General features: G+C 59.4%; 17 protein-coding genes. 9 read left to right on the plus strand and 8 right to left on the minus strand.

The window, feature by feature from the left end:
• Positions 1–190: 190 nt before the first annotated feature.
• From xdhA to guaD, 4 genes are read left to right on the plus strand one after another with little or no spacing between them, the layout of a single operon-like run.
• Complete coding sequence (gene xdhA / locus FQ182_RS06970) at positions 191–1,645, plus strand: xanthine dehydrogenase small subunit (RefSeq protein ID WP_149412848.1); 1,455 nt, start codon at positions 191–193, stop codon at positions 1,643–1,645.
• On the plus strand, positions 1,638–4,037 hold the full coding sequence (xdhB, locus tag FQ182_RS06975) for a xanthine dehydrogenase molybdopterin binding subunit (RefSeq protein ID WP_149412847.1): 2,400 nt from the start codon (positions 1,638–1,640) through the stop codon (positions 4,035–4,037). The genes xdhA and xdhB overlap by 8 nt, the downstream gene beginning before the upstream one ends.
• A 12-nt stretch (positions 4,038–4,049) precedes the next feature.
• Positions 4,050–4,892: a xanthine dehydrogenase accessory protein XdhC gene (gene xdhC, locus FQ182_RS06980; protein ID WP_149412846.1), complete on the plus strand. Its 843-nt coding sequence runs from the start codon at positions 4,050–4,052 to the stop codon at positions 4,890–4,892.
• A 22-nt stretch (positions 4,893–4,914) separates the two neighbouring features.
• On the plus strand, positions 4,915–6,219 hold the full coding sequence (guaD, locus tag FQ182_RS06985) for a guanine deaminase (protein ID WP_149412845.1): 1,305 nt from the start codon (positions 4,915–4,917) through the stop codon (positions 6,217–6,219).
• A 60-nt stretch (positions 6,220–6,279) separates the two neighbouring features.
• Here guaD and FQ182_RS06990 read toward each other — a convergent pair whose 3' ends face one another.
• Positions 6,280–7,044, minus strand: coding sequence for a GntR family transcriptional regulator (locus FQ182_RS06990; RefSeq protein ID WP_149412844.1), 765 nt, complete (start codon positions 7,042–7,044; stop codon positions 6,280–6,282).
• Positions 7,045–7,296: 252 nt separating this feature from the next.
• On the opposite strand from FQ182_RS06990, the gene FQ182_RS06995 reads away from it, so the two are divergent.
• Positions 7,297–8,487, plus strand: a complete 1,191-nt coding sequence (locus tag FQ182_RS06995) for a benzoate/H(+) symporter BenE family transporter (protein ID WP_149412843.1) — start codon at positions 7,297–7,299, stop codon at positions 8,485–8,487.
• Positions 8,488–8,541: 54 nt separating this feature from the next.
• Here the strand turns inward: FQ182_RS06995 and FQ182_RS07000 are convergent, their stop codons facing one another.
• Positions 8,542–8,886, minus strand: a complete 345-nt coding sequence (locus tag FQ182_RS07000) for a YggL family protein (protein WP_133101662.1) — start codon at positions 8,884–8,886, stop codon at positions 8,542–8,544.
• 235 nt (positions 8,887–9,121) lie between these two features.
• Here FQ182_RS07000 and dacB point away from each other — a divergent pair, with 235 nt between their 5' ends.
• Positions 9,122–10,582 (plus strand): D-alanyl-D-alanine carboxypeptidase/D-alanyl-D-alanine-endopeptidase, encoded by a 1,461-nt coding sequence (gene dacB / locus FQ182_RS07005; RefSeq protein ID WP_149493975.1) that lies wholly within the window; start codon positions 9,122–9,124, stop codon positions 10,580–10,582.
• Between the two features lie 64 nt (positions 10,583–10,646).
• On the opposite strand, the gene FQ182_RS07010 is transcribed toward dacB, so the two are convergent.
• Together FQ182_RS07010 and rlmKL are read right to left on the minus strand one after the other, a co-directional pair.
• Positions 10,647–13,046, minus strand: coding sequence for a GGDEF domain-containing protein (locus FQ182_RS07010; RefSeq protein ID WP_149412017.1), 2,400 nt, complete (start codon positions 13,044–13,046; stop codon positions 10,647–10,649).
• Between the two features lie 135 nt (positions 13,047–13,181).
• Positions 13,182–15,452, minus strand: a complete 2,271-nt coding sequence (rlmKL, locus tag FQ182_RS07015; RefSeq protein ID WP_149412018.1) for a bifunctional 23S rRNA (guanine(2069)-N(7))-methyltransferase RlmK/23S rRNA (guanine(2445)-N(2))-methyltransferase RlmL — start codon at positions 15,450–15,452, stop codon at positions 13,182–13,184.
• 530 nt (positions 15,453–15,982) lie between these two features.
• Here rlmKL and rmf point away from each other — a divergent pair.
• The gene (rmf, locus tag FQ182_RS07025) at positions 15,983–16,198 is read left to right on the plus strand and encodes a ribosome modulation factor (RefSeq protein WP_002553055.1); all 216 of its coding nucleotides are present in this window, start codon (positions 15,983–15,985) and stop codon (positions 16,196–16,198) included.
• Positions 16,199–16,313: 115 nt separating this feature from the next.
• Here the strand turns inward: rmf and FQ182_RS07030 are convergent, their stop codons facing one another.
• The 4 genes from FQ182_RS07030 to sctC form a co-directional block, all read right to left on the minus strand.
• Entirely contained in the window at positions 16,314–17,339 is a 1,026-nt protein-coding gene (locus FQ182_RS07030; RefSeq protein ID WP_149412019.1) for a quinone-dependent dihydroorotate dehydrogenase, read from the minus strand.
• 92 nt (positions 17,340–17,431) lie between these two features.
• Positions 17,432–17,896: a transglycosylase SLT domain-containing protein gene (locus FQ182_RS07035; protein WP_149412020.1), complete on the minus strand. Its 465-nt coding sequence runs from the start codon at positions 17,894–17,896 to the stop codon at positions 17,432–17,434.
• Positions 17,893–18,312, minus strand: coding sequence for a winged helix-turn-helix domain-containing protein (locus tag FQ182_RS07040; protein WP_149412021.1), 420 nt, complete (start codon positions 18,310–18,312; stop codon positions 17,893–17,895). The genes FQ182_RS07035 and FQ182_RS07040 overlap by 4 nt, the downstream gene beginning before the upstream one ends.
• A 297-nt stretch (positions 18,313–18,609) precedes the next feature.
• Complete coding sequence (sctC, locus tag FQ182_RS07045; protein WP_149412022.1) at positions 18,610–20,115, minus strand: type III secretion system outer membrane ring subunit SctC; 1,506 nt, start codon at positions 20,113–20,115, stop codon at positions 18,610–18,612.
• Positions 20,116–20,433: 318 nt separating this feature from the next.
• On the opposite strand from sctC, the gene FQ182_RS07050 reads away from it, so the two are divergent.
• Both FQ182_RS07050 and FQ182_RS07055 read left to right on the plus strand, forming a co-directional pair.
• Positions 20,434–21,660, plus strand: coding sequence for a CmpA/NrtA family ABC transporter substrate-binding protein (locus FQ182_RS07050; RefSeq protein WP_149412023.1), 1,227 nt, complete (start codon positions 20,434–20,436; stop codon positions 21,658–21,660).
• Between the two features lie 15 nt (positions 21,661–21,675).
• Positions 21,676–22,251: an ANTAR domain-containing response regulator gene (locus FQ182_RS07055; protein ID WP_149412024.1), complete on the plus strand. Its 576-nt coding sequence runs from the start codon at positions 21,676–21,678 to the stop codon at positions 22,249–22,251.
• Positions 22,252–22,370 lie beyond the last annotated feature (119 nt).

Below are 22,370 nucleotides of genomic sequence, written 5' to 3' on the forward strand. Positions count from 1 at the left end.
CATGAAATAAGCAATCGTTAAAGCCCAGAAGCTCCCAAAAACGGCGGCTCCAGAGATCTGGACCATAATTAAACAGGTTGAAATCGCATTTTCTTGACCTTACGGTCAGAAAATCGTTGACCGAAAAGTCAGACATGACTAGATTCGGCGCAAAGCGGTTAACAACAATAATGAGTCTGCGAGGCCTTCCGTGATCCAGTTTTTACTAAACCAGGAGCTCCATAGCGAGCATGCCCTGGACCCGAACCTGACTGTGCTCAACTACCTGCGTGAGCACCTGGGCAAATCCGGTACCAAGGAAGGCTGCGCAAGCGGCGACTGTGGCGCCTGTACCGTGGTGGTCGGCGAGTTGCACACCGATGACCGGGGCACCGAGCAGATTCGTTATCGCAGTCTCAACTCATGCCTGACCTTTGTCTCGTCCCTGCATGGCAAACAACTGATCAGCGTCGAAGACCTCAAGCACCAGGGCCAGTTGCACAGCGTGCAAAAAGCCATGGTCGAATGCCACGGCTCGCAATGCGGCTTCTGCACCCCCGGCTTTGTGATGTCACTGTTCGCGCTGCAAAAGAACAGCGACGCCCCCGACAGCCAGAAGGCTAACGAAGCTCTCGCTGGCAACCTGTGCCGTTGCACCGGCTATCGCCCCATTCTCGCCGCCGCCAAACAAGCCTGCTGCAACAAGCCCCAGGACCAGTTCGACAGCCGCCAAGCCGAGACCATCGCCCGCCTCAAGAGCATTGCTCCGACCCAGACCGGTGAATTGAACTGCGGCGACAAACGCTGCCTGGTACCGCTGACCGTCGCCGATTTGGCCGACCTCTACGACGCCTACCCGCAAGCCCGCCTGCTGGCTGGCGGTACCGACCTGGCGCTGGAAGTCACCCAGTTCCACCGTGTGCTGCCGGTGATGATCTACGTCGGCAATATTGAAGAAATGAAACGCATCGAGACCTTCGACGACCGCCTGGAAATCGGCGCGGCAACGTCGCTGTCCGACTGCTATAGCGCACTGAATAATGAATACCCCGACTTCGGCGAACTGTTGCACCGCTTCGCCTCCCTGCAAATCCGCAACCAAGGCACTCTGGGCGGCAACATCGGCAACGCCTCGCCCATTGGTGACTCGCCACCACTGCTGATCGCCCTCGGTGCGCAGATCGTACTGTGCAAGGGCGAGACCCGCCGTACCCTGGCCCTGGAAGACTACTTCATCGACTACCGGGTCACCGCGCGCCAGGACAGCGAATTCATCGAGAAGATCATCGTGCCTCGCGCCAGCACCGAGCAGCTGTTTCGCGCCTACAAGGTCTCCAAACGCCTGGACGATGATATTTCCGCCGTGTGCGCCGCCTTTAACCTGCGCATTGATAACGGTGTGATCGCCGATGCCCGGGTCGCCTTTGGCGGCATGGCAGCCACCCCAAAACGGGCAAAAAACTGTGAGACCGTATTGATCGGCTCCGTATGGAGTTCGGCGACGCTGGAAAAAGCCTGCTCGGCCCTGGCCGAGGATTTCACCCCGCTGTCGGACTTTCGCGCCAGCAAGGAATACCGCCTGCTCAGCGCACAAAACCTGCTGCGCAAATACTTCATCGAACTGCAAACGCCGCACATCGAGACTCGGGTGACCGCTTATGTCTAACCATCACGCCGTGGAAAAATCCCAAGCTGAACTCGCCGAACTGTTTGCCAAGGACCTGACCACCGGAGTCGGCCGCAGCGTCAAGCACGACAGCGCTGCCAAGCACGTCTCGGGCGAAGCGCAGTACATTGATGACCGCCTGGAATTCCCCAATCAGTTGCACCTGTATGCGCGCCTTTCCGACCGCGCCCACGCCAGAATCATCAGCATCAACACCGCGCCCTGCTACGCCTTCGAAGGCGTGCGCATCGTCATCACCCACAAAGATGTACCGGGCCTGAAAGACATCGGCCCGCTACTGCCCGGCGACCCGCTGCTGGCGATTGATGATGTGCAATTCGTTGGACAACCGGTGCTGGCTGTCGCTGCTCGCGACCTGGAAACTGCGCGCAAGGCGGCCATGGCCGCGATCATCGAATACGAAGACCTGGAGCCGGTGCTGGACGTGGTAGAAGCCCTGCGCAAACGCCATTTTGTACTGGACAGCCACACTCACCAGCGCGGCGATTCAGCCGGCGCCTTGGCCACTGCCGAACACCGCATTCAAGGCTCGCTGCACATCGGCGGCCAGGAACACTTCTACCTGGAAACCCAGATTTCCTCGGTGATGCCCACCGAAGACGGCGGCATGATCGTCTACTGCTCCACGCAAAACCCCACCGAAGTGCAGAAGCTGGTGGCCGAAGTGCTGGACGTGTCGATGAACAAGATCGTGGTCGACATGCGCCGCATGGGTGGCGGTTTCGGCGGCAAGGAAACCCAGGCCGCCAGCCCGGCGTGCCTGTGCGCGGTGGTCGCACACCTCACCGGCCAGCCGACCAAGATGCGCCTGCCCCGGGTCGAAGACATGCTGATGACCGGTAAGCGCCACCCCTTCTATATCGAATACGACGTGGGTTTCGACGACCGCGGCCGCCTACACGGCATCCAGCTGGAACTGGCCGGCAACTGCGGTTGCTCGCCGGACCTGTCGGCGTCGATTGTCGACCGTGCCATGTTCCACGCCGACAACTCATATTACCTGGGCGACGCCACCATCAACGGCCATCGTTGCAAGACCAACACCGCCTCCAATACAGCTTATCGCGGGTTCGGCGGCCCACAGGGCATGGTCGCCATTGAAGAAGTGATGGACGCCATCGCTCGCCATCTGGCCCTCGACCCGCTGGCGGTGCGCAAGGTCAACTACTACGGCAAGACCGAGCGCAACGTCACCCACTACTACCAGACTGTCGAGCACAATATGCTCGAAGAGATGACTGCGGAACTGGAGGCCAGCAGCCAATACCTTGAGCGCCGCGAAGCGATCCGCCGCTACAACGCAGACAGCCCGATCCTGAAAAAAGGCCTCGCACTCACGCCAGTAAAATTCGGCATTTCGTTCACCGCCAGCTTCCTCAACCAGGCAGGCGCCTTGATCCACATCTACACCGACGGCAGCATCCACCTGAACCACGGCGGCACCGAGATGGGCCAGGGTTTGAACACCAAGGTCGCGCAAGTGGTGGCCGAGGTATTCCAGGTCGACATTGACCGAGTACAGATCACCGCCACCAATACCGACAAGGTGCCAAACACCTCGCCTACCGCTGCCTCCAGCGGTACCGACCTGAATGGCAAGGCCGCACAGAACGCCGCCGAAATCATCAAACAACGGCTGGTGGAATTTGCCGCGCGCAAGTATGAAGTCAGTGAGGCGGACGTCGAATTCCACAACGGGCATGTCCGGGTGCGCGAGCATATCCTCACCTTCGAAACGCTGATCCAGCAGGCGTATTTCGGCCAGGTGTCGCTGTCCAGCACCGGATTCTACAAGACCCCAAAAATCTTCTACGATCGCAGCCAGGCGCGGGGTCGGCCGTTCTATTACTACGCGTTCGGCGCGGCCTGTTGCGAGGTGATCGTCGATACCCTGACCGGTGAATACAAAATGCTGCGCACCGACATCCTTCATGATGTCGGCGCTTCGCTGAACCCGGCCATCGACATCGGCCAGGTGGAAGGCGGTTTTATCCAGGGCATGGGCTGGCTGACGATGGAAGAGCTTGTCTGGAATAACAAAGGCAAGCTGATGACCAACGGCCCGGCAAGCTACAAAATTCCGGCGGTGGCGGACATGCCGCTGGACCTGCGAGTAAAACTGGTGGAAAACCGCAAGAACCCGGAAGACACGGTGTTTCACTCCAAGGCCGTGGGGGAGCCGCCGTTCATGCTCGGCATTGCGTCCTGGTGTGCGATAAAGGATGCCGTAGCGAGCCTCGGTGACTACCGCCATCAGCCGAAGATTGATGCACCGGCAACGCCGGAGCGGGTGTTGTGGGGGTGTGAGCAGATGCGCCAGTTGAAGGCAGCGAAGGCTGTGGAAACTGAAACCGAATTGGCTTCGCTCTGAACGGAGGTGACCATGAACAACTGGATCAGCGCCCTCGCCGACCTGCAACACCAGGGTGAGCCCTGCGTGCTGGTGACCATCATCGAAGAGCTCGGCTCGACGCCGCGCAATGCCGGCTCGAAGATGGTCATCAGCGCAGCCCAGACCTTTGACACCATCGGCGGCGGCCACCTGGAATACAAGGCGATGCAGATCGGCCGGGACATGCTCACCCGTGGCCAGCAGAACACCCATCTGGAGCGCTTCAGCCTCGGCGCCAGCCTGGGCCAATGCTGCGGCGGCGTGACCGTGCTGCTGTTTGAACCCATGGGCCAGGTGCAGGCGCAAATCGCCGTATTCGGCGCCGGGCATGTCGGCCGCGCCCTGGTGCCGCTGCTGGCCAGCCTGCCGTGCCGGGTGCGCTGGATTGATTCGCGGGAGCAGGAATTCCCGGAGCACATCCCCCTGGGCGTGCGTAAAATCGTCGCCGAAGAGCCTGTGGATGAAATCGACACCCTGCCTGTGGGCAGTTACTGCATCGTCATGACCCACAATCACCAACTCGACCTGGAGCTGACCGCTGCCCTGCTCAAGCGCAATGACTTTGCCTACTTCGGTCTGATCGGCTCGAAGACCAAACGGGTCAAATTTGAACATCGCCTGCGCGATCGTGGCTTTGACACCGCGCAACTACAACGCATGCGCTGCCCGATGGGTCTGGGCGAGGTCAAAGGCAAATTACCTGTGGAAATCGCCATCTCCATCGCCGGCGAAATCATCGCCACCTATAACGCCAATTTCGGCCAGCACACTGCCAGTGCCGAACCCATTGCAAAACTGCTGCCGGCCTCGCGCCGCAGCCATGCTGCTAATTAAAAAGCCACAAATTGAGACGACCATGCCTTTGACTCGCAAAGCCTACCGTGCCGCCATTCTGCACAGCATCGCCGATCCCGCTGAAGTGGGCATCGACGCCTCCTATGAGTATTTCGAAGACGGCCTGCTGGTCATCGACAACGGCCAGATCAGCGCCCTGGGCCATGCCAGCGAATTACTCGCCAGCCTGCCCGCCGATATCGAAGTCACCCATTATCAGGACGCGCTGATCACCCCCGGCCTGATCGACACCCATATCCACCTGCCACAAACCGGCATGGTCGGCGCCTATGGCGAGCAGTTGCTGGATTGGCTCAACACCTACACTTTCCCTTGCGAAAGCCAATTCGCCGACAAGGCCCATGCCGAAGAAGTCGCGGATATTTTCATCAAGGAGCTGCTGCGCAACGGCACCACCACCGCCCTGGTATTCGGCAGCGTGCACCCGCAATCAGTGAACTCGTTTTTTGAAGCTGCCGAGAAACTCGACCTGCGCATGATCGCCGGCAAGGTAATGATGGACCGCAATGCGCCGGACTATCTGACCGACACGGCCGAATCCGGCTACCAGGAAAGCAAGGCGCTGATCGAGCGCTGGCATGGCAAAGGCCGTTTGCACTACGCGGTGACGCCACGTTTCGCACCAACCAGTACGCCTGAGCAACTGACACTGGCCGGCCAGTTACTGGGGGAATATCCAGATTTGTACATGCAGACTCACATCAGTGAAAACTTGCAAGAGGTCGAATGGGTCAAGGAGCTATTCCCGGAGCGCAACGGTTATCTGGATGTGTACGACCATTACAAACTGCTAGGAGAGCGCTCGGTGTTCGCCCACGGTGTGCACTTGTGCGACGACGAATGTGCGCGGCTGGCGCAGGCGGGTTCAGCGGTAGCGTTCTGCCCGACCTCGAACCTCTTCCTCGGTAGCGGCTTGTTCAATCTGCCGATGGCCGAGAAGCACAAGCTGAATGTCGGCCTGGGTACCGATGTGGGCGGCGGCACCAGTTTCTCGCTGCTGCAGACGCTGAACGAGGCGTACAAGGTGATGCAGTTGCAAGGGGCGCGGTTGAGTCCGTTCAAGTCGTTGTACCTGGCGACCTTGAGCGGTGCGCGGGCACTGCGGCTGGATGACAAGATCGGCACCTTGCAACCGGGCACCGATGCAGACTTTTTGGTGCTGGACTACAACGCCACGCCGCTGCTCAGCTATCGCCTGAAGCAGGCCAATACCATTGCCGAGACGCTGTTTGTATTGATGACGCTGGGGGATGATCGGGCGGTGTTGCAGACCTATGCGGCGGGACAACTGGTGCATCAGCGTTGATTTAGCAGACACCACAAACCAAATGTGGGAGCAAGCCCGCTCCCACATTTTTGATCGGATTTACAATTTTACGGACGAGCGCCCTGGCTTCTTGGTCTGCAACAAATGCGAGAACACCGCATGCAGATCATCCGACGCGCTCTCCTCGTCGAGGTTGAGCTTGCTGTCTATGTGATCCATGTGATGCATCATCAGGTTCACGGCCAATATCGCATCCCGCGCTTGGATGGCATCGATCAGTTGGGTGTGTTCATCGTAGGAACAGTGCGAACGGTTGCCGCTTTCATACTGGGCGATGATCAGCGACGTCTGGGACACCAGGCTGCGCTGGAAGCTAATCAACGGTGCATTCTTCGCCGCCTCGGCCAGTTTCAAGTGGAACTCGCCTGAAAGACGGATACCGGCACCACGATCACCGCGGGAAAAGCTGTCGCGCTCGTCGTTGACCATCTGCCGCAACTGGGCCAACTCCTCGGCCGTGGCGTGCTGCACCGCCAGTTCAGTGATTGCCTTTTCTACCAGACGCCGGGCCAGGAATACCTGTCGCGCCTCATCAACACTTGGACTTGCGACCACCGCACCGCGATTGGGCCGCAGCAGCACCACGCCTTCATGGGCCAGACGCGACAGCGCGCGGCGAATGATGGTGCGGCTGACGCCGAAGATTTCGCCCAGTGCTTCTTCACTCAATTTGGTACCGGGCGCCAGGCGTTGTTCGAGGATAGCCTCGAAAATATGCGCGTAGACGATATCATCCTGGGTTCCACTGCGACCGGCCTTGCCAGCTCGCGGTTGTTTCTTGAGGGGCTGCAACTGTTCGTTCATGGGCACTCGGGTAGGGAGAACGGCGGCGAATTAACGGTAATACGACAACAAAGGTTCGCTGGCAAGTATCACCTAAAAACAGCGCACATTGTACACAACCCAATGCGCCAACACACTGTACGGCTGTTTACGCGGCCGTCTGTATTGCAATGAGTCGTTACGTTTGAGTTTAGGCTTGAGTCCGCAATTTTTCCTTGCAGGAGCGAGCTTGCTCCTACAAACCGCTTCCCAGGCATAAAGGAACACCGCCCCATGTCCGACGTCCTCCAGGCGCCTTTGCGCCCACTGGCCGATACCTCGCCTTCGGCCATTGTCGCCGGCTTCATTGCCATGATGACCGGCTACACCAGCTCTCTGGTGCTGATGTTCCAGGCTGGCCAGGCCGCCGGCCTGACCACGGCGCAGATTTCGTCGTGGATCTGGGCGATTTCCATCGGCATGGCGGTGTGCAGCATCGGTCTGTCCCTGCGCTACCGCACGCCAATCACCATCGCCTGGTCGACGCCCGGCGCGGCGCTGCTGATCACCAGCCTTGGCGGCGTGACGTACGGCGAAGCCATTGGCGCCTACATCACCTGCGCAGTGTTGGTGACGATCTGCGGACTCACCAGCAGTTTTGAAAAGCTGGTCAAACGCATTCCGGCCTCCCTGGCGGCGGCCTTGCTGGCGGGAATTTTGTTCAAGATCGGCAGCGAGATTTTCGTCGCGGCGCAACACCGTACCGCCCTGGTGCTGGGGATGTTTTTCACTTACCTGATCATCAAGCGCCTGTCGCCGCGTTATGCAGTGCTGGCGGCGCTGCTGATTGGCACGGCATTATCTGGCCTGATGGGCCTGCTGGATTTCAGCGGTTTCAGCCTGGAAGTGGCTACGCCGGTGTGGACCACACCACACTTTTCCCTGGCCGCGACCATCAGTATCGGCATTCCGCTGTTAGTGGTGGCTATGACCTCGCAAAACATGCCTGGCATCGCCGTACTGCGGGCCGATGGCTATAACGTGCCGGCCTCGCCGCTGATCACCACCACCGGGCTCGCCTCGCTGGTGCTGGCACCGTTCGGCTCCCACGGCATCAACCTGGCAGCGATCAGCGCAGCCATCTGCACCGGGCCCCATGCCCACGAAGATCGCAACAAGCGTTACACCGCAGCGGTCTGGTGTGGGATTTTCTACGGGATTGCCGGGGTGTTTGGCGCAACGCTGGCGGCATTGTTCGCAGCGCTGCCAAAGGAACTGGTGCTGTCGATTGCGGCATTGGCGTTGTTTGGCTCGATCATCAATGGCCTGAGCATTGCCATGAATGAGCCTAAGGAACGGGAAGCAGCGCTGATCACCTTTATGGTCACAGCGTCGGGGTTGACGTTGTTTTCCATCGGTTCGGCGTTCTGGGGGATTGTTGCGGGGGTGTTGACGCTGGTGATTCTGAACTGGCGCAAGGCCTGATTCTTTCTACCCTGAAACGAAACAGCGACCCGGGCGGGTCGCTGTCTCATGACATCAGGCTACCGGATTGATCGGCTTTTCCGGGTACCAGACGTCCAGCAACGGGCTGGCTTCAACGCTGGTCAGCTCGCTACGGCCCTTGAGCCAGGCTTCAACAGCAACACGCTGTTCTTCGCTGACCGAACCACGCTTCTGCAGGCAAACCAGACCGTAGTCATCGCCGCCAACATAGCCGAGGCCGTTGGCCTCCATCGCTTCTTTCAGGAATGCGTCGAGGAAAGCGTCGATAGCCTTGTCGTCCAAACCTTCTTTGAAATCCAGGTTCAGCTCGAAACCCAGCTCTTGATATTCATCAACGCACAGTTTTTTGCGCAGACGCTGGGAACGGTTAGTCGCCATGGAACAATCCTCATAAGTAATAACGGGCGGCACTTTAGCAGTTTAAGCAGGGGTTTGCCCGTCTCTCTGGGACCGGTGGCGTACCACTGGTAAAAAAATCAGTGATTAGCAGCTATCGTTCAGGCACAAGTGACTCCACCTTGGGGCATAATGCCGACACTTTCATGACCACTGAGGGATTTTCGTTCACATGCCCTCGCTTTTTTCACCCTCCTCGCAGTAGGGTTTATTTCTTATGATCAAATCTTTACGTCCCTTGTTACTGGCTGGCTTTCTGCTTCCCTTGGCCTTTTCCGTTTGCGCCGCACCGATCAATACCACCCTGCCCCCCAAGGTCCAGGAAGCCCTCCAGAAGGCCAAGCTGCAAAACAATGCGCTGTCCCTGGTGATGATTCCCCTCAACGGCCCTGGCACCGCAACGGTGTTCAACGCCGACGTATCGGTCAACCCGGCCTCGACCATGAAGTTGGTCACCACCTACGCCGCCCTCGAAATGCTCGGCCCCAACCACCAGTGGAAAACCGAGTTCTACACCGACGGCACCCTCAGTGGCGGCATATTGCGTGGCAACCTGTACCTCAAGGGCGGTGGCGATCCCAAGCTGAACATGGAAAAACTCTGGCTGCTGATGCGCGACCTGCGGGCCAATGGCGTGCAGCAAGTCACTGGCGACCTGGTGCTGGACCGCAACTTTTTCGTCCAGCCGCAATTGCCGGAGTTCAATGACGACGGCAATGACGCCAACAAGCCTTTCCTGGTCAAGCCTGACGCCCTGCTGGTCAACCTCAAGGCCCTGCGTTTTGTCGCCCGCAACGATTCGGGCAAGGTGCTGATCTCGGTGGAACCGCCGATTGCCAGCATTCGCATCGATAACCAGGTGAAAGTGGCCAGCACCAAGCAGTGCACCGGTGACGTGCGCTACAACCCGGTGACCGCCACCGACGGCAGCGTCACCGTGACAGTCAGCGGTCAGTTGGGCGATGGCTGCAGCTCGCAGACTTATCTGTCATTACTGGATCACGCTACCTACACCGCCGGCGCCGTGCGGGCGATCTGGAAGGAGCTGGGAGGCAGTATCCAGGGCCGCGACGTACTCGCCCCGGTACCGAAAGACGCCAAGGTCCTGGCCCGCGCGTTCTCCCCGGACCTGGCGGAGATTATCCGCGACATCAACAAATACAGTAACAACACCATGGCCCAGCAATTGTTCCTCAGCCTCGGCGCGCAATACCGCAACGATGCCGATGGCGACGATGCCAAGGCCGCCCAACGCGTGGTGCGCCAGTGGCTGGCGAAGAAAGGCATCACTGCGCCGCACCTGGTGATGGAAAACGGTTCTGGCCTGTCCCGCGCCGAACGGGTCAGCGCTCGCGAGATGGCGACCTTGCTGCAGGCGGCCTGGAGAAGCCCGTATTCGGCGGAGTTCATCAGCTCGATGCCGATTGCCGGCACCGACGGCACCATGCGCAAACGCCTGAAGACCACCGCACTGCGCGGTGAAGCCCACGTCAAGACAGGGACCCTGAACACCGTCCGGGCGATTGCCGGCTTCAGCCGCGACAACAATGGCAATACCTGGGCAGTGGTGGCAATCCTCAACGATCCGAGGCCGTGGGGCGCTTCGTCGGTGCTGGATCAGGTGCTACTGGACCTGTATCGCCAGCCTAAATTGGCGGCCATCGCACCGATACTGTAATTGTGGTGAGCGGGCTTATTGTGGCGAGCGGGCAAGCTTGCTCGCTACAGGGCGATCCTTGACTTCAAGCCGGCAACCGCTCGGCTTCCACACGATCCCTGCCCGCCTGTTTGGCCGCATACACGCCTGAATCCGCGCGCAACAGCAAGCCATCAATCCCTTCATCGACCCGCCAACTGGCAACCCCAAAGCTCGCCGTCACCGTGCCGACGCGGGCCATGGGCACACGGCGCAGCGCTTGCCACAACTCAAGGGCCAGGCTGTAGGCCTGGGCGCCATCAGTGCTGGGGCACAGCACCATGAACTCCTCGCCTCCCAGGCGACAAAATACGTCACTGCGACGCAAGCGCAGACTGATGCGCCGACATAACTCCTGCAGCACCTCATCGCCTACCGCATGACCATACTGGTCATTGATACGCTTGAAGTGATCGATATCCAGCATGATCACCGCCAACGTTCCCGCAGTGCGTTCGACCCTGACCATCTCGGCCTTCAGGCGGTCCTGGAAGTAACGGCGGTTATGGATACCCGTAAGAGAGTCGGTGATGGACAGCGCCCGCAACTCTTCCTCCACGCGTTTGAGGTCGGAAATATCCGATACATAGCCATGCCACAGTGTGCCACCGCCCGGCAACTCTTCCGGGGTGGCCTCGCCACGAATCCAGCGCAGGCCCCGGCGCGGCAACTGCACCCGATACTCTTCGCGCCAATGGCTCATTTGCAGCGCTGACAACCGGATGGAGGCACGAACCCGTTCGGCATCCTGGGGATGAAGGCGTTCGAAGACTAGCTTTGCATCTTGCTGCAATAACCCCGGATCAATTTCATAGATGTCGCGAATACCATCACTGACGTAGATAAATCGCCAGTTGTCGTTGGGCTCCAGGGCGAACTGGAAAATCCCGCCGGGCACATGGGCACTGAGTTTCTTCAGCAAGCGATCGCGTGCCGCCAGCGCCTCATAGACGCGCTTTTGCTCAGTCACATCTAGGCAAATCGCCAGGTGGCCGATCCACAACCCATGGTCATCAAGCAATGCCGTCGCCAGCATATTCACCGTCAGTTGACTGCCATCCTTGCGCACCAGGGTCCACTCGCGGGATTCGTGCAGGCTGTCAGCGCCTTCCACCAGCATCGCCTGACTCGGCACGATCCGCTTTCCGAGCGCCTGGCTCAACTGGGTGGCGCGGACTTCCAACTCGGGCGCCAGGTGCAGGCTCTCAATGGTCAGATGATTGAGCACCTGCGCGGCCTCATACCCCAACATTTGCTCGGCCCCGGCGTTGAAGGTAGTGATGACGCCGCGCAGGTCAGTGGCAATAATCGCCACCTGAGTTGCTGCATTGAGCACGCTGCGCAATTGGCCGTGGGCATCGCGCAGCTCGTGCTCACGCTGGCGCAACTCGCCGGTACGTTGCTGTACCAGTTTCAACGCCCGCTGACGCTGGCTGACCAGCACGTAGAGCAAGGCGCTGAGCAGCAGGCTGAGCAGACTGCCCATTGTCAGGATGCTGATTGCCGAGGAATGGGTGGCCCGCTCGAATACCTGGCTGGGGCGCAGGCTCAAGGCGTAGACATGGTCGCCCAGGGTCAGACGGCGGATCGCCTCCAGATTGCCATCCCCCACGGCATTGTTCGATTCATACAATACCCGCTGTTGCGTGTCAGAAGTGTCGACAATCCGCATCACCAGGTTGTCTCGATCCGCCTTGGGCAATCCGTCGGCTACCAGTTGGCGCATGCTGATCACCGCCATCACGTAGCCATACGGTTCACTGGAGGGCATTTGGGCGGTGACCGGTGCACTCACCGGCGCCACCAGCAGCACACCCATCGCGTAGGCCGGCTCCACGCCCACCAACTGCATGGGTTGCGACACGGCGATGGTGTCGGAACGTTGCGCACGCTCGACCACCGAACGTCGCAAAGGCTGGGCCAGCAGATCAAACCCCAGGGGCGAGCCAAGGAGACTCTGGGTCTGGCTGTACAACACCGGCACATATTCGTCCCGTTCGGTCGCTGGGACCAACGTGCCGGCCACGCTCAACTCACGAATGGCGAAACCCGCACCCCGCTGCCGGGTAACCTTTTGCTCAAACCCGGAGCGCTGATCGCGAAAAATCCGCGGCGCCCAGGAATAGGCACGCGCACGCAGCAGCAACGGCTGGGCGAAGCCATCGAACTCTTCGCGGGAGACATTATGAGAGTTGACGAAAAAGCGGCGCAGGCTGTCGAGGCGTTGCTCTTGGTCTTCGAAGCGCTCGTCCAGGCGGCTGTAGCGCTCGCTGACCAGCAACTTAAATTGCTGGCGAACCTGTTGCTGATAGAGATTGGATGCAGCCCACGCCACCACAGCTGTGAGCGCCAGCCCCACCAGCAGCACAACCAATGCCACCAGCCACGCCGACGCCTGCTCGCTGATAAAGCCAAGAATTTTCGGGCGGACGGCATGCAACGGCATAAGCAAAACTCAGAACGCCAGCGTGCAAGGGCGTCATTTTGGCTAGGAGTTAAGTTATAACCACCGAGTCCTGTTTTGACCAGCGCAAAAAAGCCGCGAGCTTGGAATAATCCAGGCTCGCGGCTTCAGGGTCGATCAACGTGCGGTGATTTTCCAGGCACGGTGGATCTTGGCATTGCGCGCAAAATCCGGATCGATGGTTTTATCGCTGATTTCCTCGACGGCATAACGCTCGATGAGGTTCTCCTCCAACTGGAACTTGCGGAAGTTGTTGGAGAAATACAGCACACCACCTGGCGCCAGGCGAGCCATGGCCAGGTCGAGCAACTGCACGTGGTCGCGTTGTACGTCGAAGATACCTTCCATGCGCTTGGAGTTTGAGAAGGTCGGCGGGTCAATGAAGATCATGTCGAACTCATCGCGACTGGCTTCCAGCCAGGCCATCACGTCACCCTGCTCCAGGCGGTTCTTGTCGGAGAAACCGTTGAGCGAGAGGTTGCGACGCGCCCAGTCCAGATAGGTTTTCGACAAGTCGACGCTGGTGGTGGTGCGCGCACCGCCCTTGGCCGCGTGCACACTGGCAGTGGCGGTGTAGCAATACAGGTTGAGGAAGCGTTTGCCTGCGGCCTCTTTCTGGATGCGCATGCGCATAGGGCGGTGGTCGAGGAACAGGCCGGTGTCCAGGTAATCGGTCAGGTTGACCAGCAGCTTCACCCCGCCTTCGCTGACTTCGGTGAACTTGCCCTGGGCACTCTGGCGCTCGTACTGCTTAGTGCCACTTTGACGTTCGCGACGCTTGACCACCACGCGATTCTTGTCGATGCCCAGCGCTTGGGGAATGGCCGCCAGTGCATCGAACATCCGCGCAGAGGCTTTTTCCGGGTCGATGGACTTGGGCGCGACGTATTCCTGGACGTGGACCCAATCGTGGTACAGGTCGATGGCCATGGAGTATTCCGGCATGTCGGCATCGTACACACGGTAGCAATCAACGCCTTCGCGCTTGGCCCATTTGCCGAGCAACTTCAGGTTCTTCTGCAAACGGTTGGCGAACATCTGCCCGCCTTCGCTCAAGCGCGCCTGCTCAACGACCGGAGCCGGTGCTGGCACTGGCTTGATCGGATTACCGTTCTTGTTGTACTGGCGCTCTTGCGGCTCGGTCGGCGCCTGATCGTAGGCAGCTTGATCCCGCTCGGCCTGGCGTTGTTCCGGAGTACGGCGCTCGCCGGTGACGAACTGGTCCGGGGTGACCTTGATCAGCAGCAACTTGCACGGCAAGGCGCCGTTCCAGAATGAATACTGTTTGTGGCTGCGAATACCCATGCGCTTGCCCAGGTCCGGCGCGCCGGTGAACACCGCCGCTTCCCAACCCAAACAGGCCTGACGCAAGCGTTCACCGAGGTTCTGATAAAGGTACAACAGGCTAGCTTCATCACCCAGACGCTCGCCGTAGGGCGGGTTACAGATCACCAACCCTTTCTGGTTCTGGTCCGGGCGCGGCTCGAAGGTAGCGACTTCACCCTGATAAACCTTGATCCAGTGGCTCAGGCCAGCACGATCGATATTGTTACGAGCCGGCTGCATCAAGCGTGGGTCAGCCTCGTAACCGCGAATCCAGAGCGGTGGCTTGGCCATGCCGATGGCAGCACGCTCGCTGGCCTCTGTATGAAGCTTCTTCCACAGGGCTGGGACGTGGCCGAGCCAGGCGGTGAAGCCCCACAACTCACGGTTGAGGTTAGGGGCCATGTCGGCGGCGATCATCGCGCCTTCCACCAGGAAGGTACCGACGCCGCACATCGGGTCAGTCAGCGCTCCGCCTTCGGCGGCAATGCGCGGCCAGCCGGAGCGGATCAGGATCGCTGCTGCCAGGTTTTCTTTCAGCGGCGCGGCGCCCTGCTGCAGGCGGTAACCGCGCTGGTGCAGGCTGTGGCCGGACAGGTCAAGAGAGAGAATCGCTTCGCCACGGTCCAGGCGCAGGTGAATACGTAGGTCCGGGTTGATCTTGTCGATGGACGGACGTTCGCCGGTCGGGGTGCGCAGCTTGTCGACAATCGCATCCTTGACCTTCAGCGCGCCGAAGTGGGTGTTGTCGATGCCCGAGCCATGGCCGCTGAACTCCACCGCCAGGGTGCCATCAGCAAGCATGTGGTCTCCCCACTCGATATCCAGTACGCCGTAGTAAAGGTCCTCGGCGTCTTTCATAGGGAAGCGCTTGAGCACCAGCAACACGCGGTTGGCCAGACGGGACCAGAGGCACAGGCGATAAGCAGTCTCCATGTCGGCCATGCCGCGCACGGCTGAGGTGTGCTCGCGAGCCTCCTCAAGGCCAAGCCCGACGGCTTCCTCGATCAGCAAGCCTTCAAGGCCCTTGGGGCAAGTGAGGAAGATTTCGTAACGATCCGACATGGGAATTCCAGGCTTTTCAGCAATAAGTAAACAGGCGACGCATCGCCGGTTCAGTTTTCAATCAAGCGCTTTTCTTGAAGAGCGCTCGTGTGGCACGAATGTGCCGTCCCACCCCGGCTGCAGGCCCTTTGAGCCTATATTGACGGGGCAGATCATGTATTTGATGCAACAAAAAGAAATATTCTTACCCTTCGTCGAATAACAACCGACTGCAACAGGTGGACATTCTCACTAAAGGATTAAACCCATCCTCTTTGCAGGGCACATCATAGCTGGCTTTGGCCTGGAAAAGGGGCGAAAAGCCATCCCAGCTTATGGCCATAGCATCATTATCGTTACGTCCTTATGACAAAACGATCATTGAATCCGTGTGACCTATTGGTTAGAACTCAATACAGGTTGGCGCTGCCACGGTGCCAACACTTAGCTCGCCACGCCGGCAGCGAGCGCACCAACGGCAGAAAAACTCTGCCCGGCCTCAGACGAGGTTGAAGGATATCAAGACAGTCAACAAGTGAGGGAAACACCCTATGAGAAGACTTAAGCGTGATCCGTTGGAAAGAGCATTTTTACGCGGATATCAGTATGGCGTTCATGGCAAATCCCGTGAGCTTTGCCCATTTACTCTACCGTCGGTACGCCAAGCCTGGATCAACGGCTGGCGAGAAGGACGTGGCGACAACTGGGACGGTATGACCGGCACTGCGGGGATCCACAGGCTCAACGAACTTCACGCCGTCGGCTAATCAGGGCACTTAATTCCGACACCACCTTGAATATGTAACGACTTAACCACGCACGCCCCATCAGGGCGGCGGGCTTCGGCCCAAGGGCTCCTTCGAGGAGCCCTTTTTTATGCCTTCAGTTTCGTGGTAATGCTGCGATCGCATCCACTGACTGGCGAATCAGTGCCGGCCCCTTGTAGATAAAACCGGAATACAGCTGCACAAGGCTCGCGCCAGCAGCAATTTTCTCAGCGGCGTGCTTGCCTTCGGTGATGCCGCCGACAGCAATGATCGGCAACCGCCCCGCCAGTTCGGCCGCCAGCACCTTGACGATATGGGTACTTTGGTCGCGCACCGGCGCACCGGAAAGCCCACCGGCCTCATCACCGTGGGCCAGGCCTTCGACACCGACGCGGCTCAGGGTGGTGTTGGTGGCGATCACCGCGTCCATCCCCGATTCCAGCAGGGCCTGGGCCACCAGTACGGTTTCTTCGTCACTCATGTCCGGAGCGATCTTGATCGCCAATGGCACCCGTTTGCCATGACGCACGGCCAGGTCTTCCTGACGCTGGCGCAAGGCTTCGAGCAGTTGCTTGAGAGCGTCACCGAATTGCAGGCTGCGCAAGCCCGGAGTATTGGGCGAACTGACATTGACCGTGACATAGCTGGCATGGGCGTAAACCTTGTCCAGGCAGATCAGGTAGTCATCCACGGCACGTTCCACGGGCGTATCGAAGTTCTTGCCGATATTGATACCCAGGATACCCTTGTACTTCGCGGCTTGAACCCGCGACAGCAGGTGATCAACGCCAAGGTTATTGAAGCCCATGCGATTGATGATCGCCTCGGCTTCCGGCAGGCGGAAAATCCGTGGTTTGGGGTTACCCGGCTGCGGCCGAGGCGTGACGGTGCCGATTTCGACGAAACCAAACCCCAACTGGGCAAAGCCGTCGATGGCCGCACCGTTTTTGTCCAGGCCTGCGGCCAGCCCTACCGGGTTGGGGAAGTCGAGCCCCATCACCGAGACCGGCATCTTCGTCGGCGCCTTGCACACCAGGCCATTGAGCCCCAGGCGGCCACCGGCACCGATCAGGTCCAGGGACAGATCGTGGGAGGTTTCCGGAGAAAGTTTGAACAACAGCTGGCGGGCCAGGGTATACATGGGCGGGCTTGACTCGGATGGCGGCGGAAGGTGGCGCCGATTATAGCCGGGGTGACGGGGTGCGCGCGAGGCGAGGCGCACAGGTAGCACGATCATCCGTTACGCGCGGCCATCAACTCTTCGTAGCGCGTCCAGATTTTTTGCGCATAACGAAGCCGCAGCGCCTCCCGGTGAGCGCCCTCCCCAGCGCCGACATTGTAGGAGCCCACCGCCGTCCAGTTGTAGCCAAACTGCTTGATAAAGTCAGCGAGAATGGAGGCCGCCACTTCTACCGACAGGCAAGGCTCACCCAGTAACCGCTGTTCGGTGATGCCTTGCTTGAGCAGGCGCGGTAGATGAATGCTGTTGATCTGCATCAGGCCAATATCACGGGAGCCATTGTTGTTGCTGTAATTCATGGCCTCGGCTCGATAACCGGACTCTACGGCAGCAATGGCCTGCAACAACTCCGGTTCTATATCATATTGGCTCGCAGCTTCGGTCCAGCAGTAAGCCTTAGCCTGACTCGACACGGCCAGAGCAACCAGCAGCATAACCTTGCTCCAGGCCCTCTTCATGTCAGACCGCCCCAATTACTCTCCTGCCCACAGGCAGAGCACACGTGAATGGCGATGCCAGGACCAGCAAGTGTTTGGCCAGGCACGTCAACCACCACTACCGGACAGCTGAAGCGATAGCCCTTGCCATATACCGTCGTGATAAATCCCTTGTTGTCCTTGAGGTGCTTGCGCAACGAATAGATACAGCGGGTCAGGGACTCCTCAGCGACTTCGCCATGGGGCCAGACCCGTTCCAGCAAACGATCCTTGGTGACCAGCACGCCCGCCGAGGCGAGCAACAGGCGCAATACATGCCATTCCTTGGGAGGCAATTGAATATCCGAGCCATCGCCTGTCAGCCTGCCGTCACCCTGTAGCGTCCAGTGCCCAAAAGCCAAAGAGACGGACGTCAAACCATCAACCACGCCGACCATTCAAACCTCTGCACCTGCCTACGGACATTCACGGCTCCTTAATTTCAGCATTGCCCCACTAGGGATGACGCGACTATAGAAACCTGCTCCCTGGAACACCGTAGGCAAAAGCCCATAAACTCAAGGAGTTCTGGACACAACCTGTAAGACGTTTCGATACAAGCAGCACGCAACCCCGGTAGACCTTCTTGGGAGCGAGCGCACAGAAGGCGCTCTCCGAGTGCACCTGTCATTGGTGAACGAGGTTGCACAGTTCTTCAACGCGGCTCAAAAATTCAGTGAAAAAAGCGCCTGATTTCATTGCTCGAACGAGCGAGTGAAGGTGCCTTGTACGTGCTCGTATTGAGCAGCCGTCAGCGGCGGCGGACTCCCCTGCCCGGTCGCGGTCTTAAGTTCGTCACCCACGGCCTGGGCCTGGATCAAAAACAGACGCACACTGTTGGTCATTGGCCCGTCGTAGCGACCGAACATGGCACTACGCTTTGCAGCCTCGCCATCACGCCGAAAACTGCCCAGCAACAGGCGCTTGCCCTGGGCCACACGGACGACGGTATTGATGCCTACACGCCCAACCGCCGCCGATGCCCCATCGCGACCACCAACCTTTCCTATCTGGCGGCCATCCTCAATGGTGAGCAGCATCTCGATTTCGTTCGCCTCGGCGAAGCGCGGCAGGACGCTGACCTGTGTGCCATGGTTGATCGGCTGCCACTCATCGCTGTCCTCAGCAGATCGGGGCAGATAAAGGGTCTGGTTGTCATGGAAAACCGCCGGCACATTCTCCTGGGTCAGAATCACCGGCAACGCCACCACCCTTGCTCGCCGACGACGCTCCAGTGCCTGAACCCGTGCCATGAAAGCGCGGTCCTCAACGGGCGCCAGCACGCGACTCACTTGCCGCTGCGTGTCCGGCCCCTTGCCATCGCCGTCCGGGGCCATGCCCATTTGCTCGAATTCATGTCGATCCACGTCCACCAGCCATAGCGACACCTCAACCGAACGCTTGGGCACGTCCAGCTCCGCCACCAGACTCTCTAAAAAGCGCACTTGCGCAGGCATCCCCTTGATCAGCAGGCTGTTGGTGTCCGGGTAAGCCATCACTGAAATGTTTTTGTCGGCCAGCAACCCTGACTGCAGCGAACGACCTGGGGCGACATTCTTCTGCTCGGTAGCCAGCAGTTTTCCGATCATCGTGGCCATTCCCGGCACGGTGATCTGTTCACTTCCCATGTCGTACTGACGATCGGCGACATGGGTATTAAGCACCTGAACCACGCCGATTTTCTGAGGCCCCATGCGCAACTCGGCACGCTGCCTGTCCATCAACTGGGCCAGGCGCAGCACCTGATCGACGTAGTTGGGTGGCCCGGAAACATAAAACATCCGTGCGCCCCCCTCGCGAAGGGGATAACGCGCCTCGCTGAGACCCGTCCGCCGCATGAACGCACGCAACATGTCGACCGAGATGTGCCGCAGGCTGACCACCGCGCTTTTTGCCTCGCTGACGTCGTAGAGATAGAGCACCTGACCGTCGCTGTACCAGATCAACCCTTGCTGCAGGGCAACTTCCTCAAGGGTGCGTTGCACAGGATCGAAATCGTACTGCCCGGTGATTCGTTTGCCAGACGCCGTCTTGCTGACAACGATGGGTTGGCCCAATGGCACTGACAACTCGGTAAAAAAAGCCTGCAGGCTTTCATCATGCGCCTGATAAACCTCGCCCAAGGCAGGCGCACTGCCCAGCATCAGCAGGCAGCAGAGCAACCACCGTCGCGAGTCTAGGCATACGGTCAGGCGGTACATCAGGGAAGCCGACCCGAGAGCCGGCTGTAGATCTTTGCTGCAAAGTGATCGAGGTACACGCGGGGGTTCCTGAGCGGCCTGGCATTAGGGAGCGGCCATAGTGAAAGGCCTCCGACCTGCAATCTTGATGGGAAGTTGATCAAGCCCCCCCGAACATGCGCCGTGGCATGTGCCTTGCTTTGCGTAAGTCATCGCAGCCCGCACCAACGACGGAGCGGGCTCAAGGACAAAGGCGTCGTTACCCGTGAGCTGCTTGCACAAGCGGCCCGCAGGAACGGCGCTTTTTTTGAGAAAGAAGGTCATGAAAGGTAGATGTTGATGAATGATTCGGTCGGCAACAGCCAGAAGAGCGATCCACTGGCCTGGGTCAACGGCAGCGATGCTCCGGAAAAGAGCAGCCTCAACCTGGGTTTCATGGCCTTGAGCGATTGCGCCTCGGTAGTAGTTGCCGCAACCCAGGGCTTCGCCCAGCCTTATGGACTGACGCTGAACCTCAAGCGCCAGTCATCCTGGGCCAACCTGCGGGACAAACTGGTCAGCGGCGAACTGGACGCGGCCCACAGCCTGTATGGACTGATCTATGCCGTGCACCTGGGCATCGGCGGTGTGGCGCCCACCGACATGGCCGTGTTGATGGGGCTGAACCAGAACGGCCAGAGCATCAACCTGTCTCACGGTTTGCAACAACAAGGGGTGACCAGTCCTGAGGCACTGGATCGCCACGTGCACCAAAGCCGAACAAAACTCACCTTCGCCCAGACCTTTCCCACAGGTACACACGCCATGTGGCTGTATTACTGGCTCGCCAGCCAAGGCATTCATCCGCTGCAGGACGTCAATAGTGTGGTGGTACCGCCGCCGCAAATGGTCGCGCACCTGCAAGCCGGACGGATTGACGGTTTTTGCGTGGGCGAGCCCTGGTGCGCCAGTGCGGTAAAACAGAACCAGGGCTTTACCCTGGCCACCACCCAGGCGATCTGGCCGGATCATCCGGAAAAAGTCCTCGGCTGCACCAAGGCCTTCGTCGAGCAATACCCCAATACTGCCCGCGTATTGGTGATGGCTATTCTGGAGGCCAGTCGTTTTATCGAACAAAGCCCTGAAAACCGCCGCTCTACCGCACACTTGCTAAGTGCCCGTGAATATCTGGACGCACCGCTCGATTGCATCGAACCGCGCTTGCTGGGTAACTACGACGACGGTCTGGGCAACCATTGGCAGGATGCCCACGCCCTGCGCTTTCACGCAGGCGGCGAGGTCAACCTGCCCTATCTGTCCGATGGCATGTGGTTCATGACCCAATTTCGTCGCTGGGGCTTATTGCGCGAAGACCCTGATTACCTGGTTATCGCCCGTCAGGTACAGCAGTTGGCGCTCTATCGTGAAGCCGCCACGGCGGCGGGTATTACGGCCGGGGATAAAGAAATGCGCAGCAGCCAGCTGATCGACGGCAAGGTCTGGGATGGCTCGGACCCGGCCGGCTATGCCCGCAGCTTCCGCCTGCATGCCATGGTCGACAACACCGTCCAGCTTGCTCGACGCTAACAGGAGCCAGACCTTATGCTGCGTATCCTGCTGATCAACGACACCCCGCGCAAAGTCGGACGCCTCAAGGCGGCGCTGACTGAAGCCGGTTTTGAAGTCATCGACGAGTCCGGCCTGACCATCGACCTGCCAGCACGGGTCGAAACGGTGCGCCCGGATGTGATTCTGATCGATACCGAGTCACCGGGCCGAGATGTGATGGAGCAAGTGGTGCTGGTCAGCCGCGACCAGCCGCGCCCCATCGTGATGTTTACCGACGAGCACGACCCAGACGTTATGCGTCAGGCGATCAAGTCCGGGGTCAGCGCCTATATCGTCGAAGGCATCCAGGCCCAGCGCCTGCAACCGATCCTCGACGTGGCGATGGCTCGCTTCGAGAGCGACCAGGCCTTGCGCGCGCAGTTGCAGGCCCGTGACCAGCAACTGGCGGAACGCAAACGCATCGAACTGGCCAAGGGCCTGTTGATGAAAATGAAGGACTGCAATGAGGAAGAGGCCTACACCCTAATGCGCCGCCAGGCCATGAGCCGGCAGCAGAAGCTGATTCAAGTGGCGGAGCAGATTATTGCCATGAGTGAGTTGTTGGGCTGACCTCACACCAACATTGGCTCAGCTCTTGCTATGTAATCACCACAGGTAACCAACGGCGGTTGCCCCCTCTACGACAAAGACGTCGCCCACCCGGTTTGCCCACGCGAACCCCGGTGGCG

The sequence above is a fragment of the Pseudomonas sp. ANT_H4 genome (genome assembly GCF_008369295.1).
In the GTDB taxonomy this organism is placed as follows: Bacteria; Pseudomonadota; Gammaproteobacteria; order Pseudomonadales; family Pseudomonadaceae; genus Aquipseudomonas.